At 43.2% G+C, this 16,331-nt stretch carries 15 protein-coding genes; 9 read left to right on the forward strand and 6 right to left on the reverse strand.

The window, feature by feature from the left end:
- Window positions 1-24: 24 nt before the first annotated feature.
- Together BM101_RS00515 and BM101_RS00520 are read left to right on the forward strand one after the other, a co-directional pair.
- Window positions 25-2,061, forward strand: coding sequence for an NAD(+) synthase (locus BM101_RS00515; protein ID WP_087032090.1), 2,037 nt, complete (start codon window positions 25-27; stop codon window positions 2,059-2,061).
- A 114-nt stretch (window positions 2,062-2,175) separates the two neighbouring features.
- Entirely contained in the window at window positions 2,176-3,054 is an 879-nt protein-coding gene (locus BM101_RS00520; RefSeq protein ID WP_087031273.1) for a hypothetical protein, read from the forward strand.
- A 219-nt stretch (window positions 3,055-3,273) separates the two neighbouring features.
- Here the strand turns inward: BM101_RS00520 and BM101_RS00525 are convergent, their stop codons facing one another.
- Window positions 3,274-4,011, reverse strand: coding sequence for an MIP/aquaporin family protein (locus tag BM101_RS00525; protein ID WP_087031276.1), 738 nt, complete (start codon window positions 4,009-4,011; stop codon window positions 3,274-3,276).
- Window positions 4,012-4,322: 311 nt separating this feature from the next.
- Between BM101_RS00525 and BM101_RS00530 the strand changes: the two genes are divergently transcribed.
- On the forward strand, window positions 4,323-5,678 hold the full coding sequence (locus BM101_RS00530; protein ID WP_218149841.1) for a hemolysin family protein: 1,356 nt from the start codon (window positions 4,323-4,325) through the stop codon (window positions 5,676-5,678).
- Window positions 5,679-5,896: 218 nt separating this feature from the next.
- Here the strand turns inward: BM101_RS00530 and BM101_RS00535 are convergent, their stop codons facing one another.
- From BM101_RS00535 to BM101_RS00545, 3 genes are all read right to left on the reverse strand, one after another.
- Window positions 5,897-6,838, reverse strand: coding sequence for an NmrA family NAD(P)-binding protein (locus tag BM101_RS00535; protein ID WP_087031279.1), 942 nt, complete (start codon window positions 6,836-6,838; stop codon window positions 5,897-5,899).
- Window positions 6,839-6,922: 84 nt separating this feature from the next.
- Entirely contained in the window at window positions 6,923-7,822 is a 900-nt protein-coding gene (locus BM101_RS00540) for a LysR family transcriptional regulator (RefSeq protein ID WP_087031281.1), read from the reverse strand.
- Between the two features lie 168 nt (window positions 7,823-7,990).
- Complete coding sequence (locus BM101_RS00545) at window positions 7,991-8,428, reverse strand: GNAT family N-acetyltransferase (RefSeq protein WP_087031284.1); 438 nt, start codon at window positions 8,426-8,428, stop codon at window positions 7,991-7,993.
- A gap of 75 nt (window positions 8,429-8,503) precedes the next feature.
- Between BM101_RS00545 and BM101_RS00550 the strand changes: the two genes are divergently transcribed.
- From BM101_RS00550 to BM101_RS00570, 5 genes are all read left to right on the forward strand, one after another.
- On the forward strand, window positions 8,504-8,923 hold the full coding sequence (locus BM101_RS00550) for a MarR family winged helix-turn-helix transcriptional regulator (protein WP_087031287.1): 420 nt from the start codon (window positions 8,504-8,506) through the stop codon (window positions 8,921-8,923).
- 167 nt (window positions 8,924-9,090) lie between these two features.
- Window positions 9,091-9,474: a VOC family protein gene (locus BM101_RS00555; protein ID WP_087031290.1), complete on the forward strand. Its 384-nt coding sequence runs from the start codon at window positions 9,091-9,093 to the stop codon at window positions 9,472-9,474.
- A gap of 21 nt (window positions 9,475-9,495) precedes the next feature.
- Complete coding sequence (locus BM101_RS00560) at window positions 9,496-10,332, forward strand: Cof-type HAD-IIB family hydrolase (protein ID WP_087031293.1); 837 nt, start codon at window positions 9,496-9,498, stop codon at window positions 10,330-10,332.
- A gap of 164 nt (window positions 10,333-10,496) precedes the next feature.
- The gene (locus BM101_RS00565; RefSeq protein ID WP_087031296.1) at window positions 10,497-11,276 is read left to right on the forward strand and encodes a SagB/ThcOx family dehydrogenase; all 780 of its coding nucleotides are present in this window, start codon (window positions 10,497-10,499) and stop codon (window positions 11,274-11,276) included.
- A gap of 252 nt (window positions 11,277-11,528) precedes the next feature.
- A complete protein-coding gene (locus BM101_RS00570; RefSeq protein WP_218149842.1) occupies window positions 11,529-11,903 on the forward strand; it encodes a prolyl oligopeptidase family serine peptidase in 375 nt (124 codons plus the stop codon).
- A gap of 184 nt (window positions 11,904-12,087) precedes the next feature.
- Here the strand turns inward: BM101_RS00570 and BM101_RS00575 are convergent, their stop codons facing one another.
- The gene (locus tag BM101_RS00575; RefSeq protein WP_087031299.1) at window positions 12,088-12,723 is read right to left on the reverse strand and encodes a TVP38/TMEM64 family protein; all 636 of its coding nucleotides are present in this window, start codon (window positions 12,721-12,723) and stop codon (window positions 12,088-12,090) included.
- 321 nt (window positions 12,724-13,044) lie between these two features.
- Entirely contained in the window at window positions 13,045-14,157 is a 1,113-nt protein-coding gene (locus tag BM101_RS00580; RefSeq protein WP_087031302.1) for an AI-2E family transporter, read from the reverse strand.
- A 526-nt stretch (window positions 14,158-14,683) separates the two neighbouring features.
- Here BM101_RS00580 and BM101_RS00585 point away from each other — a divergent pair.
- The gene (locus tag BM101_RS00585; protein ID WP_087031305.1) at window positions 14,684-15,715 is read left to right on the forward strand and encodes an LCP family glycopolymer transferase; all 1,032 of its coding nucleotides are present in this window, start codon (window positions 14,684-14,686) and stop codon (window positions 15,713-15,715) included.
- Window positions 15,716-16,331: the final 616 nt, after the last annotated feature.

A 16,331-nucleotide genomic window follows, 5' to 3' on the forward strand; every position in this document is an offset into this window, starting at 1 on the left:
ATGAAATGGTCACAGCAGTATGCGATGCTGTTTGTGCGGCTACCGTTTATACATGAAAGCGTTATTTCGCGTGCGGGTTTCTTTCGGAAAAGGAGAGGATTACTTGTGATTTCTTTAAACGAGCTCGGGTTTATCCGAGCAGGAGTAGCTGTTCCGTTACTTCGAGTTGCGGATCCGGTGTTCAATTGTCGACAAATATTGAATGTTAGCGTTAAATCCGCTTCTCAAAAGGTCAACGTGCTTTTATTCCCTGAACTCAGTATCACGGGCTACAGCAGCGGGGACCTGTTCCATCAACGTCTGTTGCTGGAAGCGGCCGAGAAAGAGTTAACGGAATTGCTGCAGGGCACAAAATCGCTTGAGATGGTGATTGCGGTAGGGATGCCTGTGCGGGCAGACAATCAGCTTTTCAATTGCGCGGTCGTTTTCTTCAAAGGCAAAATCTTGGGCGTGGTCCCCAAAACCTTCATCCCTAACTACAATGAATTTTACGAGAAACGCTGGTTTTCTTCATCCGTCCATCGCATTTCCGACAAAATCAGCCTCTGCGGGCAGGAGGTTCCGTTTTGCGAGAACCTGTTGTTTAAAGACGCCGGTTCAGAGCTGGTGATCGGCGTGGAAATTTGCGAAGATCTATGGGTTCCGATTCCGCCCAGTTCCAACCATGCGCTCTACGGGGCCAACCTGATCCTCAACCTGTCGGCCAGCAATGAAGTGGTGGGCAAGTCGGCCTACCGTAAAAGTCTGGTGGCGGTGCAGTCTGCGAAATGTATCGCAGCTTATCTTTATGCCTCATCTGGCCCTAGCGAATCTACGACCGATCTTGTTTTTGGCGGTCATGCGATCATCGCAGAAAACGGAGCTTTGCTGCAAGAAGACCGAATGAACCTGCAGGAAACCCTGCTCATCCAGGATATCGATATCGAGCGGTTGACGAATGACCGCAGAAAGTTTAATTCCTTCATGGGCAAAGTGGAAAACCATGACTATCAAACAGTCGTTTTCCAGCTGCACGACTCTTCTGAAGCCCAGGATAGGGAAAATGAAACGACTGACTTCCGCCGCAAGGTTGACCCTAAGCCCTTTGTCCCGGTAGAACAACAGACTCGTGAGCAGTCGTGTTCCGACATCTTCACCATTCAAGCAACCGGATTGGCCCAACGTTTGGATAAGACGGGCATCAAGATGGCGGTGCTGGGGATTTCCGGGGGACTCGATTCCACATTAGCCTTGCTGGTGACCTATTATGCGTATAAACAGCTTCAGCGTCCGGTTAAAGATATCATCGGCGTTACCATGCCGGGATTTGGGACGTCCAATCGCACCTACGCTAATGCCGCATCACTGATGCAGGAGTTGGGGATCACGAGTAAAGACATATCCATTCGGGACGCATGCATCCAACACATGGAGGATATCGGCCATGATCCGAATGAAAAAAATATAACCTACGAGAACCTCCAAGCCAGGGAAAGGACCCAAATTTTAATGGATATCGCCAACCAGGAGGAAGGGCTGGTGATCGGCACGGGCGATTTGTCGGAGTTGGCATTGGGGTGGTGCACGTACAACGGCGATCATATGAGCATGTATGGCGTCAACGCCAGCATACCGAAGACCTTGGTTAAATATTTAGTAGCATGGTTTGCTGAATCGGCCGAGCCCAATATCAAAAGCGTGTTGGAAGATATCCTCAATACGCCGATCAGCCCAGAATTGCTTCCGCTCGATGAGACCGGGAACATCCAACAGATGACGGAAAAGGTTATCGGCTCCTATGATCTGCACGATTTTTTCCTTTACTATGTCTTGCGGTTTGGTTTCAGCCCTGTAAAGATTGTTTTCCTGGCTGAGCACGCCTTTGAAGACAGTGATAGGCAAACGATCATCAATCAGCTCAGGGTTTTCTACAAACGATTCTTCACCCAACAATTCAAACGCTCCTGCATGCCGGATGGCGTGAAGGTGGGTTCGGTCAGCCTTTCCCCGCGCGGCGATTGGCGCATGCCGAGTGATGCCAGCTATGAACTTTGGTTGAATGAATTGGAACGGATGGTTTAACCTAATAGGGCTATTTTACTATTGTGATTTCTCTTTCTGGCCATCTGTGAGTCTGGCGATACAAAGTAGACGTGAAAGGCTAAAATTCATTCTTTAAGGAAATCAGGGAATACGATGAAAAAAAATAAGGTCAACGTTCTGCATATCCTCTCATTCATGATTATCATTTTAAGTGTTCTGGTTACTGCCACGGGGCTGTTCTATACATCAGGGGGAGAGCCTTTTGACGTCATCAACCAGTACGGGGGTAGCGTCAAAATGTACGGGGATGGCATCTATGCCCATGATTCCTTTTTTAGAGTACCCATCTTCAAAGGGACTGACTTCACCATTCTTTTGGTGGGGGTCCCGATGCTGGCTGCAGCAACGCTGCTGGACTTGAAAAGGAAGACTGTGAAGCGGCGTATCCTCTTGGCCTCCATGATAGCTCTATTCCTCTATTATGCTGCAAACATTGCGTTTGGCGTGACCTATAATTCCCTCCATTTGGTGTATATCGCCCTTTTTTCATCTGCGCTCTTTGCCTTGATCATTGCGATGAGCGGCATGGATTATTCAGATGTCGAAAAGTCCATCACGAATGTACTCCCGTATAAAGGGATATATGCTTTTCTGGCAGTGACGGGTATCGCACTTTTCATCGCCTGGCTGCCCGATATCATCAGCGCCTTGCAGGCCAGCCGTCCCTTGGCGATGATCGAGGTCTATACGACGGAACCAACCTATGTTTTGGATATGGGCATCATCAGTCCCTTAGCATTCAGCTGTCTGTATCTCCTCCGTAAGAGGGAAGGGCTGGGCTATATGCTTCTTTCGATTTTGCTGATCATTTGTATGGTCATGGGGGTGATGTTGCCTGTCCAAATGCTGTTCCAAGTTGCGGCAGGAATAGCGATTCCTCTGCCGGTCCTCATCACAAAAATCGGTATTTTTGTGGTCTTGGCAGTGTTTGCCGCATATTTCGAAATCCGGTTCATGAAGGTATTGCAATGACGTTTAGACTGTCAGAGCTGAAAACCTCGAATTTAGGCCAAGATCCCGTAACAGGAATCTTGGCCTTTTTTAATTGCTGTAGACTTTTCCCCGTTATACGCTTTCCGTAATCCTCGGCTAGGCTCGTATTTCTCATTTCTGCAAAAAAACTCCAAAAGTAATGTGTGCATTACTTTTGGAGTAGAAAGACCATTCCCTTTTAAGAAGCCCTTTTTCGAATTAGCCAATCATGAATAGGGATTTGTATAGAAACACGGAGACGATGGCGCCCAAAATAGGTGCAACGACAGGGACCCACGCGTAGTCCCAGTGAGAACTACCTTTATATTTCAATGGCAAAATTGCGTGCATGATACGAGGTCCAAAATCACGAGCGGGATTTAAGGCTGGGCCTGTTGGACCACCAACAGAAGCAACCAGAACAAGTACCACAAACCCGATGGCTAAGTGTGCCGTTCCTTGGTTATTGGCGAAGAACGGTGCTTTTGTGATGCCCAATGCACTGAAAAAGAGGATGAAGGATCCCACGAATTCAGTCAAAAAACCGTTTAGTTGGCTGTCTGCAGCGTCAGTCGTTGAAAAAGTACCGAATACAGGATCCACATTTTCGGTTTGGTCATAAAATGGTTTATAAATGGCATATACAACCAATTGACCGAACATAGCGCCCAATAGTTGCGCAATGATATACGGACCGACTTCCGCCCAAGGGAATAGACCATTTATGGCTAACCCGATTGAGAAAGCAGGGTTGATGTGGTTGCCGGAAATACTGCCGAAAATCATAGCCGGCAACATCACGCCCATCCCGTAGCCGACAGCGATGGTTAACCAACCACTGGCATGTCCTTTTGTCCCTTTTAATTCGACGTTTGCAACGGAACCGTTACCTAAAATAATTAAAATGGCTGTGGCGATAAATTCAGCGATAAGCCTGGTGGTCAAAGTATAAGTCATAAAACTCCTCCTATAAAATATTGCTTTTTTTACAACGTTGCTATTATCGCATAAAACATTTTGAAAATCTTCTTGAGAGGCTCAACTTTTATATTTTTTTATCAGAATACGAAGGATAAGTTCGTAAAATTAGTGTCTGGGGCTAAATGAAACTATAATTAAGATAACGAGAGCGAATAGTTGATGATACAGAAAGTGGGCAGGTTATTTAAAAATACTCGGGGCCTTATTAGCTGAGGATGGAACAGAAATTTCCGGCAAACGTTTTAAACGGATGATTGCCTGTCATGCAGACACTTGGAATGGGAACAATGAAATATGAAGAGAAGGTGGCTATCATGGATGTTTTTTTGAGTTTGGGAAAAGTTTTTCTGGCAATTCTTTTAGTCCTGTTGAATGGTTATTTTGTTGCGGCTGAATTTTCATTGGTTAAGGTGCGGCACACGCGGCTATCCGAGTTGGCTGAAGGCGGTTCACGCCAGGCGAAAGTTGCTCTAGAGGTTACGTCACAACTGGATGCCTATCTTTCTGCCTGCCAGTTGGGCATTACGCTAGCCTCTTTAGGACTTGGGTGGCTAGGGGAACCTGCGATAGCAGTATTGCTGGAACCCGTATTTGAATGGATTCCCAACTTTCCCCCTGCTATTGGAAAGACAATCTCTTTTGTATTGGCGTTCACTATCATAACGGTTCTTCATATTGTATTGGGTGAACTTATCCCTAAATCACTGGCCATCCAAAAAGCGGAAAAAATAGCTATGTCACTTTCCGGATCGCTGAAGTTGTTCTACAAAATCTTTTATCCGGTTGTCAGGCTTCTAAACGGCATTTCCAATAAGACTTTGCGTTCTTGGGGCATTGAACAGGCCAGTGAGTCTGATGTTGCCCACTCACCGGAGGAAATCAGGTTACTTGTGGAATCGAGCCGGCGCCATGGCATCATTGACAGGATGGAAGGCAATCTCCTGGATAATGTTTTTGATTTTACCGATAGGATAGCAAAGGATGTCATGGTTCCAAGACAGGATATGATTTGTCTGTACACGGATGATAGTATTGATGAAGCACGTAAAGTAGCCAAAAAATATGGTCATATCAGATATCCGCTCTGCAAGGATGATAAAGACAACGTCATCGGCATGATTCATTTGCGGGATCTCATAGCCAGTGAGGGCGATTCGGCCATCACGGCATTATCACAGATCAAAAGGAATATTTTGTTTATACCGGAAAACATGCCGATAGCTCAATTGTTGAAAACAATGCGTGGCCAAAGGGTCCATATAACGGTTGTGGTCGATGAATTTGGCGGGACAGCAGGGATTGTTTCTACCGAGGATATATTGGAAGAACTGGTCGGAGAAATTTACGATGAATTTGAACAGGAACAGCCCATAGTGGTCAAAACCGGCCAAGATGAGTATGAATTTCTTGGACGGGTATTGCTGGATGACGTTTCGGAAGTGCTCGACATAGATTTTGAAGAAGATGTCTCCACTGTGGGCGGCTATATTTTCAATCGCTTGGGGCGTACCCCTGTAAAGGGTGACAGCATAAGCTACAAAGACTATGTTTTTGAGGTCGTCGAAATAGAAGGGCACAGAATAATGAAAGTAAAGGCAAAGAAAAATAGAACCGATGACGAGGCTACTGATAAGGTGGAATAAGCAGCCGGTTTGGAATGTTTTGAATAACCACAAAGAGACAGCAACGCGAGGGCATGCACCTCAAGTTGCTGTCTCTTTGTCTGTAACAATGAATTTTATTCGAGAAGAACACGTTACTAATTATAGACTCCTTCAACCATTTCCAGAGCCATTCCATGAGATTGAGTTCTGACTTTAGGGCGCAGGAAGACGAGTTTCAATCATTTTTTGTTCCTGGACTATTTATCCTCCGAGTGGCGCTCGCCGACCTGGAAGTCATCGGCGTGTTCGAACATGTAGCTAACGATGATTGGATCGTCACCACTCAATTTTTTGAAATCATCGGTGAAGTTGTCCATTTTGCCCAGGCGGATGGCCTCGCCGAATGTGACCATGCCTTCTGAAGAGAAGGGAGCTTCGGAGTCTTTTTTGAATGTGCCTTCTGTGGTTCTTGGAACACCCATGCCATCGAAGATGGCATAGTTTTCTTCGTCGGAGATGGCTTGGTAAGTGACGTTGTTCCCGGTCGCTTCATTGCCGTAATTCACGAAATCCGTGATGGTCATCAATTCTGCGCCGTTGATGTTCAATACAGCGTTATGATAGTCGGTCGATACCAGTGCATGTGCAACAGCTTTCGCGCAATCCTTGCGGGAAATATAGGCCATCTTGCCATCCGCCTGATTATTTTGCATAACGCCGCCCATTTTCACGAAGGTGAAGTAGTTCGTGATCATGGCTTCGGCATATTGGGAGTTGCGCAGGAAGATATGATCCATGCCGACTTCCTTGATGTAGTTTTCGGTATAGATATGATCGATTTTTTCGACGCTTGGATTGGATTCGTCCGCTGCGTTTACTAGTGACGTGTAGATGATTTGCTGCACGCCGGCTTCTTTAGCGGCATCCACCACATTTCTATGTGCATTTTGGCGCTTTTCGCCTACGAAAGGCATCGAAATCAATGCGACTTTATCAGCGTTGGCAAAAGCTTCCACCAAGCCGTCTTTATGATTGAAGTTTGTGACATGCGTTTCAATGCCGAGGTTTGCATATTTCTGTAAGGCCGCTTCGCTGTACGCGCAGAAAATCAATTTGTCTTTATCTACCAAATTCAAAAGATATTCCGCTGCCTGATGTCCAAGGTTTCCGTCCACGCCAGTCAATAATAATTTACCCATATTCGTATCGTCCCCTATCTGTTTTTTAACTATCTCTATCATATGTGAAATAGGGAGCAAACTCCAACGCGAAAATCGAATGGGCTATTCGGAAATCGAATGTTTCTCTTTGATCGAGTGGATGAGTGAACGGATGGCCGTATTGGCATTCGTCGACAGATAACCCAGCTCGATTTGGAAAGTATGGAAGGATCCTTCAATCGGAATCATGCGGATCTCGCTGGCCGGATAAGTCAGATTATAATTATCGGGGAAGAACCCGATCAGTTTTTCAGTCCTGATGGCGAACAGCTCCGTCTCGACATCATCCACGGTCTTGGCGATATGCGGTTGATAGCCGTCTTTTTGGGCATGCTGCTGCATTAAGTTGTACGATGCTCCAATGACAGAGGGATCCAGCATAACAAGCGGGTATTGGTACAGTTCCGCAAGAGTTACCGCCTCTTTATCGAAGAGAGGGTGCCCAGCACCTACAACCGCCTGATATTTCCCGGCATATAACGGGATTGTCGTGATTTCCTTCTTATCTTGAAATTCGGAGTCGAAGGCAATCGCCACATCATAGATGCCTTTCGTAAGATATTCGGAAATATTCTTCAAGAGGACTTTCGTCAGATTCAGCTCAAGGTGCGGATTCTTTTCCTTAAAGGAAGGGGTGACGTTCAGGAGCGTCTGGATATCGGTCATCGCAGAATATTCGATCGTCACCGTTTCCTGTCGATGCGCTTGGAAATTGCGCATCTTTTTTTGCATGCTTTGGTATTGTTTCCACAGGATCAGTGCTTCATCGTAGAAAAGCAGGCCGGCCTCCGTCGGCTCAATCGGTGTCTTCTTGCGGTTGATCAATTGAATCTGGAAGGTATCTTCCAGCGAAGCGATGGTCTGGCTGATGGTCGTCTGCGACACGTAGTTCATCTTAGCCGTCTCCGTAAAACTGCGGCAGTCTACCAGGTCAAGGTAGTATTTGATTTTTTCGATGTTCATGAGGCTTGCCTCCAATGTGCGTTCTTAATGAATTAAAAGTACCATACTGCGGGAGAGAATGTGTGAGTAAATATATATGATTAATTGTAAAAAGCCCGCATCGTATTATCGTTGCAGGCTTAATAATGGGAATAACACACCACAGAAATGACTTTCTTTCGCTTGTATCTATTTTTGTAATTTCATTTCGACATGGGGCGTCCCTTCGAATTCAAAAATATCCCCAACTTGGACGAAACCGTGTTTTCTGTAAAAATCGATGACTTGTTGCTGAGATTCGATCATAACTTCGGCATTGGGCCATTCTTCTTTGCAGACTTTGATGATTTCTTCGACTAAACGGTCGCCGAGCCCTGTGCCTCGTGACTCTTTAGAAACGACGACTCTGCCAAACGTTACATGATTGCCAGTTTTGAAAACCCTGGCATATGCTTCAACTAATCCGGTGCTCTCATCTTGAAAGAAAATATGGAAAGCGATCTTGTCGTTTGTATCTAACTCGTGATAGATTCTCTGTTGTTCAACAACGAAAGTATCTATTCGTAATTTCAAAATTTCATAAAATTCATTGCTGTACAGATCACTTAATTTCTTTATTTGCCACATTTATTTACACCTCTTAATTATTATTGGTGTATACTATGGTTGTAAATACAACTATAGTATACAGGAGAAAGTCATATGAATCATACAAATCTATTCCGGTCGATTGGTTCCATTTCTCGTCAAGCGACTACTGAAATGAATCAGCAAGTAGTGCATTTTGGTTTAGACAACAATCTTTTTATCTATCTTATGAGGATTGTTGAGAAGGAGGGTCTTTCCCAATCAGATCTTGTCGAGGAAGCCAGAGTTGATAAAACGACGCTTAGCCGATCAATCAAAAAGTTGGAGCAATTGGGTTACATCAACAAAATTGCTGACGCAACGAACCGAAAATTCAAACGGTTATATGCTACCAAAAAAGGGAAAGAAGTATATCCTGAACTAGCCAAGCTTGAGGAGAGCTATGTAAAGAACGCCCTTCAAAATCTAACGAGTTCTGAAGCAAAAGAACTGATCAACTTGCTTTCTAAAATAGATTCTATCTTGACGAGATGAATCTATTTTACCACGAATGGTTGCGAATGCAACTAAAGTGCTGAAAAAATATTTCCATGATTATTATTGAAGGGAACATCTAACGGATAAATTTTTTTCAACATGCTTATTTTACATTTTAATTTTTTCCATTCACGTTATACTGACATTATCAGGAGGGTGAACAGATGAAAATAGAACATATCGGCTTATGGACGGTGGACTTAGAGAAAATGAAGGAATTCTACTGTGATTACTTCAAAGCCACAGCAGGAGAGTTTTACCACAATCAAAAAACGGGATTTCAGTCCTATTTCTTATCCTTCGCAGATGGTGCCAGACTGGAAATCATGCATCGTGAGGATGTCAACGAAGGCACTCATAACAAAGAAAGATTAGGCTTTGCGCATTTGGCTGTTTCAGTCGGAAGCAAAGATTGTGTAGACGCATTGACGGAGCTGTTGGCGAAAGAGGGTTATCCCTTATTGAGCCCGTGCAGAGTGACCGGCGATGGCTATTACGAATCCGTCATCGGCGATCCGGAAGGGAACCGGATCGAGATCACAATTTAAATAAATCACGGGGTGAATGGAATGGATATAAAGGCAATTGTTTTGGATATCGATGGTACCTTATTGAATGATCAAAAAGAAATCAGCGAAAAAACCAAGGACTCCTTACTAAGAGCACAAGAATCTGGCGTGAAAATCGTGCTAGCCTCCGGAAGGCCATTAGCAGCAATGCTGAAGTTTTCAAAGGAACTCAATATGGAGCAACATCATGGTTTGCTTCTTTCCAATAATGGGGCTTGTGTGACGGATTGCTCTACGACTGAGACATTGTTCAGCCAAAGTATATCCCACGAAGTGGGCAAGGAAATTCTGGCGCATTTGGAGAATTTCGAAGTCAAACCGATGATTGCGAACAACGATTACATGTACGTGAACAATGTGTATGATTGCATGATCACCGCGCCACCGCACGGATTGAAGAATATCATCGAATATGAATCCAGAAGCGGCAATTTCAAATTGTGCGAAGTGGACAATCTTGCTGCATTCGTCGATTTCCCCTTGTATAAGATATTGATCGCGGGTGAACCGGACTACTTATCGCAAAATTGGAAAGAAATCATGCGGCCGTTTGAAGGTCGCGTCAATGGGTTTTTCTCTGCGCCGTTCTATTTTGAGTTCGCCGATAAAGGCATCGATAAAGCCTATGCTCTGGATAAATCCCTGCAGCCTTTAGGAATCAAACCGGAAAATGTCATTTCTTTCGGTGACGGAGAGAATGATACGTCGATCATCGCATACGCAGGAATCGGCGTTGCGATGGGGAATGCAATCGATTCTCTGAAAGAGAGCGCAAATGAAATCACCTTATCCAATAACGTAGACGGCATCGCTCATCTGTTGGCGAAATACTTATAGAATGCAGCCATAAGTATTGAGATGATGTTTTTCTCAGCCGCCCCATAAAAATAGAGAATGGCAAGTTAGGGAAGCGTTTATTTCGCAAATCTAATTTGCCATTTTTTGATACTGCATATATGCAACTGCAGTGGTAAAATAGAGTATATTTGGAGGGATGAAAAATGGCTAGATATGAAGAACAACGTAATTTTTTGAAATCCGATTTCAAGACGTTCAACAAGATAGAGACCGATAAACAAAAAGGCATTCCGCAGCCGTCGAATGTAAAGAGCTATGCCGCTGATGCGGTTATCGTGGATTTGCCGGAAGTCACTGGCGATGTAGTGAAAAAGGAAAACATCTATGAAATCATCAAGGAAAGAAGAAGCGTCCGCCATTATGCGAAGGATGCACTATCTTTGGATGAATTATCCTATCTGTTGTGGTGCACGCAGGCAATCACTGGAACCAACAGATCCGGCATCACTTTCCGCACGGTTCCGTGCAGCGGTGGAACGCATTCCTTTGAGACGTATCTGTTCATCCTCAACGTGGATGGCTTAAAAAAGGGTGTATATCGTTATTTGGCGGATTGCCACAAACTGTTGTATTTGAGCGAAGTCAACGATATCGATGAACAGGTCGACAAAATGACGCTCGATCAGCCGTTCGTCCCAAATTTCGCGAAGCGGGCATCGGTCATCTTCTCATGGAGCTGCATCCCTTACCGTTCGGAATGGAAATACGACATCACCGCGCACAAAAAGATCCTGATCGACATCGGCGCGGTCGTGGAGAATCTTTACCTGACGAGCGAATCGATCGATGCTGGCACTTGCGCATTGGGCATATACGATCAAGAGATGGTGGATGAACTGCTGCATTTGGATGGCGAAGATGAATTCACGATCTTCTTGGCTGCAGTAGGCAAGAAAGTGCATAAAAAAGAACGAGAACAATAATTAGAATAAGTAAGGCAGATGTATGCCATAGCTCAAGAAGAAACTCTTTCATTCAGGGTTTCTTTTTTTAGGCGAAGGGACAAATAACCCGGCGAGGAGTGCTTCGCCGGGAAAGAGAGCAACCAGATGAGACCAGATTTTCCGGCGGGGTGTCCCCCTCCCCTTATCGTGACGCTCCATGGATTTGCAAACGATCCGAGATTACAGGGAGATACGGGCGGGTGGCCTGAGGGCCTTGGCGAATAGGGTATCATGAATTTGATCGAGGATCTGAAGGAGAAATATCCGCAGATCGATCCTTCAAAGATCTATATTACCGGGCTGTCCGCCGGCGGCTCAAAAGCGACGCTTCTCGGAATAAAACATCCGCATGTATTCGCAGCAGTTGCTGCTGTATCATCCCCCGGTGTGGCGTTGGATGACCAACAATGGTCAACCTTGGGGAATAAGCAAATGCTCTCAAGGACAGCATCGAATGAGAAGGGCGTCATGATGAAATTAGTGGCTGTCAAAGATTTGGCGCACTGGAATTACAAACCCGAAGCTGCACTGATCTGGGACTTCTTCAAAAATTATGAACAGGATACAGAGAACGGGGAACTGATTGTTGAAGCAGACTCTGAATAACCATTTCGAATAACGCATGTCCAAAGTCGGTTCAATAATAAAGGGTGTTGATGAATAAAATTTCATCAGCACCCTTTTTCTGTAAAAATAGCCAAACAGCATTAAGCTTGTTGGCTTCGCATTAAAACTAGGCGTCAAGACTTCAACCGTTAAGCGCCGTAAGGATTAGGGAAGTAGGGGTAATTCATTTGAAAAAGGATAACAGCAACGTGCTTACTAGTTGCAGGCCATAGGTGTATGCGAGCAACGAAGGAATTTTGCAGAGTATAATAACTAAAATATATTTTCGAGCCGTTATTTTAGTTATACCTGCTAAGTAGCATAGATAAGCGGACGGTGTAACCGGAGATAGAATCAGCAGACCAAACAATAAATCGAACTTGGGATTGTTTGTCAGTTTCTGATACTTGGCCTGTGCGTTTTCGCTGAACAATGCATTCATTATATGAGGACCAAATTTTTTTGAGATGAAGAAAACGGCAATCGACCCAATAGTAATGCCGATATAGTTGTAAATAAAACCAAAGAATGACCCATACATTAACATTCCGCTTGCCATCCAGATATTACTTGGCAAGAATGGGATAACGACTTGAATCGCCATATATGCGATCAATATGACTGGCCCTAACATTCCAAATTGTCCAATAAAATGTTCCATGGCTGTCTTAGACGTCAATAGATTATATTTGAGGCATACATAAATTAGAGCGACAGTAGTAATGACCGAGATGACTTTGACTACATTGACGATAATTTTACTGTTTTTACTTATTTTTGATTCAAGTGTTTGCGTGCTTGATGTTGGTGTCATTTCCATGTTATGGCTCCTTCTTACTTATCTGTGCTCCATTATATAGGGCAGCTTATAACATAGATAGTGTTTTTTCAAAGCAAAGCTTAAACTTTCAATAAGATTTTTCTATCCACTTGGGGAGCTGTTGTTTTGGGCAAACAACTCAGAACATTATGAATAGAAAAAGTATCTATGCCATACGCAACCGACACAAATAAAGGAAAGATATCGTCCCCAAAAAAATTTGAGTCTCTGAATGCAGTCAACAACAAAAAAACATCCTGTATCCTCAAAAAAATGGGAATACAGGATATTTTTCTGTGGTTTTGCAGCGCGTATTGTTGTTTAGAACTGTTTTTCCTTTGTTGGCTGTTCATGTTTTTTCCGGAGCATCACTGCATATCGGATATAGATGATTACCGTTTTTGTAACAGCATATGTCGGAACACCTAAAACCATCCCCAATACCCCCGCCAGATTACCGGCAACAAGCAAAATGACAACAATGGTTAACGGATGGATTGCTAGTGTCTTTCCGATTACATTCGGCGAAATAAAATTTCCGTCAATTTGCTGAACCATCAGTACGACAGTGATAACCAATAGTGCTTTTGTTGGAGAAATCGTCAGCGCGATGATTACAGCAGGAGCCGCCCCAATATATGGCCCCAGATAAGGAATGATATTGGTTACGCCAGCCACTAACCCCAGCAGCAATCCATAAGGCATACCGATGATCAAATAGCCCAAGAAAGTGAACACACCTACGAAAAGACAGACCAAAGATTGTCCACTGATATAAGAAGCGATAGTGTTATTCATTTGGCCTAACAATTCAATCATTTGTTCGCGGTATTCTTTTGGCAAGAATTTAGCGACAGACGGCCGAAAGTTCTCTCCGTCTTTGAATATGTAGAATAGTATGATGGGTACCGTAAAAATGACTATAGTGGCATTTGCTACAGTTCCTATAAGTTTCCCGAGACTCCCAGTGACTCCTGAAATAAGAGAATTCACGATATTTCCAATCGACAAATTCATTTTATTCAAGGTCGCTTGTACATCAATGCCCTTAAGCCAAGATTGAGCAAGGAGCTGTGCCGAATATTTTTGCAGTTGATTGACAAAATTAGGTATATCGTTGATCAATTGACCTATTTGGTTAAACAACGTCGGAAAAACGGATATGCCAAGAAAAACCAATACCCCAATAAGCAATACGAAAACGATGAGAATTCCATAAATTCTTTTGATATTCATCTTTCCCAGCAGAGTGACGGCGGGATTCAATAAATAATACAAAAAGCCAGCAATGATCAGTGGCGTAAATAATGTCGAGACGAATGTACTGATAGGCTGGAAAATGAAACTAATTTTTGTTGAAACAAAAATTAAAGTGGCCGCCGCTAGAAGCCAAACCGTCCAGTACATTAACTTTGATTTTCGTAAATATTCCATAAGTTTTCCCTCCTTATCCTATTCGCCAATCAATTGGCTGAATAGTTAAATTTTTATTTGCTGATCCGTTTCAGAAACGGATATCCCACTCATGCATTCGAATGCCTGACTGACTTGAATGCACTCATCAAGTGGTATATTCTCTATTATTCCATTGTTGTCTAATAAAAACAAATAGTCTTTTTAATATGTATTTACTGCTTTCAATAAAGTAATCCTATTCATCACTTTGCAAAATAGAGAAACTTTTTCCAATGGTATATGGACACATATAATTTTTATTTGGGAATTGATAAACAAAATTATATATGGTATATTTTGAACGCTATTTGCGCTGCACATAAAATATACAGCACAAACTGACATAGGCAATGAACGTATTTATGTAAGTTTATGAGACCAGGCCCAATGGGGTGCTTATTTATTTGAAAGATACTCTATACCGTTAAAAATGAGTTTTGCTTATGCAACGCTACGTGGGATGAGAAGCAAGGATTTCAATTAGTCAGAAAGAGGAATTGCAAATATGAATGAAACTAACAGAAGCCAAAAAAATAAAAGCAAAAAAAATAAAAGAGTCCTCAAAATCGTTTTATCCGTTCTGCTGCTTGGCATAGTTGGAATAGCTGCTTATTTGGGCAAAGTTTATTCCGATGTTAATAGTGCAGCTGATTCCATCTATAATTCGGTAAGCACGGATAACTTGCGTGACAGTTCGGTAGATTTGGGACAGCAGAATCCGATTTCGATTCTGTTATTAGGAACGGATACAGGTTCCTTGGGCAGAACAGAACAAGGTCGAACCGATTCGATGATTCTTGCGACCATTAACCCGAATACGGAGAAGACTACTTTAGTGAGTATCCCGCGTGATACCTACGCAGAAATTGTTGGATATTCAGACAATTATCCCTACTATGATAAGATCAATAGTGCCTATGCATATGGTGGAACGGAAATGGCAATTAATACAGTCCAAAATCTTTTGGGAATACCAGTTGATTATTATGTCACCGTGAATATGTCGGGCGTTCAGACGATTGTGGATAAAATAGGCGGCATTGATGTTGTGAGTCCAATGAGTTTTGCTTTTAGTGATTGGAATCAAGACGGCTCCTCAACTAGCTACTCCTTTGCGGAAGGCCCAATTCATCTGGATGGTGCAAATGCCTTGGCTTTTTCCAGAATGCGTCATGAGGATCCGCAAGGCGATACAGGACGGCAAGGACGGCAACGTTTGGTCATTGAAGCTATCCTCAAAAAACTGATCTCTGCGAAAACAGTATTCAATTATCAAAATCTTTTGGATGCTCTTTCCACAAATGTAGAAACGAACTTCCAAATGGCTGATTATAAAAAACTGCAAAGCAACAATTATGTAGCGGCGTTGAAAAATGTTCAGCAGGAACAATTAGGCGGCACCAATGATACGCTGGATGGCATTTGGTATAACTTTGTGGATGACTCAGAAATAGCTCGTGTTCAAACCATATTGGAGTCAGAATTAGAGATAAACCAACCAACAAATCAGGGCAGTTCAACGGTAGAGAGTAAGTAAGGAAAAGTGATTTTTCTTCAGCGTTAGTTACAGGTGGAGCGGAATATTGAACGATACATGATATCCATACAGCATAGACAGATGGCCCCCTGTCAAACGGTATTGATGAGACATTTTATCTATTGAAATAAGAGAGCCGCCTTCACAAACTCTAGAAGAGAATCGTCCTCTTTTGGGGTTTGTTTTTTTAGAGGTTATCCTCAAAAAAAATTATGGTAATAAATTATGGTAATAAGATGGAGTGAATGATATAGTTTACCATTAGGATGAAGGTGAACTAATTGAAATCTGATCGGCGGCAAGGCCAGATAAAAAATTTGGTTTTTCATTCTTTATCGCGCAATTACATAAGTGCCCTGGAGAATAGGTTGGAGAACCGGCGGATAAATTTCAACACCGCTTTATTGCTGTGTAATGCTTAAGGAAAGCCTGTCAGCGAGCTTTGATTGCAGAATTTATAAACTGTTTAGAATTTGTGCATGACATATTTAGAACTTTATTTTATAGTTGGTACATAGATAAGCAGGCGTTTGCCTGTGACAGGCACTTCTTCACGCTGTAATTTTTTCGGAAATCCTATAAGGAATCGAATCATACAGCATCAGTATTAAAATTA

It is taken from the genome of Trichococcus palustris, assembly GCF_900114465.1.
GTDB lineage: Bacteria > Bacillota > Bacilli > Lactobacillales > Aerococcaceae > Trichococcus > Trichococcus palustris.

Excerpts from the sequence above, each read along its gene's own strand:
- BM101_RS00515 (WP_087032090.1), top strand. The coding sequence starts at position 25 with ATGCTGTTTGTGCGGCTACCGTTTATACATGAAAGCGTTATTTCGCGT.
- BM101_RS00520 (WP_087031273.1), top strand. The coding sequence starts at position 2,176 with ATGAAAAAAAATAAGGTCAACGTTCTGCATATCCTCTCATTCATGATT.
- BM101_RS00525 (WP_087031276.1), bottom strand. The coding sequence starts at position 4,011 with ATGACTTATACTTTGACCACCAGGCTTATCGCTGAATTTATCGCCACA.
- BM101_RS00530 (WP_218149841.1), top strand. The coding sequence starts at position 4,323 with ATGAAATATGAAGAGAAGGTGGCTATCATGGATGTTTTTTTGAGTTTG.
- BM101_RS00535 (WP_087031279.1), bottom strand. The coding sequence starts at position 6,838 with ATGGGTAAATTATTATTGACTGGCGTGGACGGAAACCTTGGACATCAG.
- BM101_RS00540 (WP_087031281.1), bottom strand. The coding sequence starts at position 7,822 with ATGAACATCGAAAAAATCAAATACTACCTTGACCTGGTAGACTGCCGC.
- BM101_RS00545 (WP_087031284.1), bottom strand. The coding sequence starts at position 8,428 with ATGTGGCAAATAAAGAAATTAAGTGATCTGTACAGCAATGAATTTTAT.
- BM101_RS00550 (WP_087031287.1), top strand. The coding sequence starts at position 8,504 with ATGAATCATACAAATCTATTCCGGTCGATTGGTTCCATTTCTCGTCAA.
- BM101_RS00555 (WP_087031290.1), top strand. The coding sequence starts at position 9,091 with ATGAAAATAGAACATATCGGCTTATGGACGGTGGACTTAGAGAAAATG.
- BM101_RS00560 (WP_087031293.1), top strand. The coding sequence starts at position 9,496 with ATGGATATAAAGGCAATTGTTTTGGATATCGATGGTACCTTATTGAAT.
- BM101_RS00565 (WP_087031296.1), top strand. The coding sequence starts at position 10,497 with ATGGCTAGATATGAAGAACAACGTAATTTTTTGAAATCCGATTTCAAG.
- BM101_RS00570 (WP_218149842.1), top strand. The coding sequence starts at position 11,529 with ATGAATTTGATCGAGGATCTGAAGGAGAAATATCCGCAGATCGATCCT.
- BM101_RS00575 (WP_087031299.1), bottom strand. The coding sequence starts at position 12,723 with ATGGAAATGACACCAACATCAAGCACGCAAACACTTGAATCAAAAATA.
- BM101_RS00580 (WP_087031302.1), bottom strand. The coding sequence starts at position 14,157 with ATGGAATATTTACGAAAATCAAAGTTAATGTACTGGACGGTTTGGCTT.
- BM101_RS00585 (WP_087031305.1), top strand. The coding sequence starts at position 14,684 with ATGAATGAAACTAACAGAAGCCAAAAAAATAAAAGCAAAAAAAATAAA.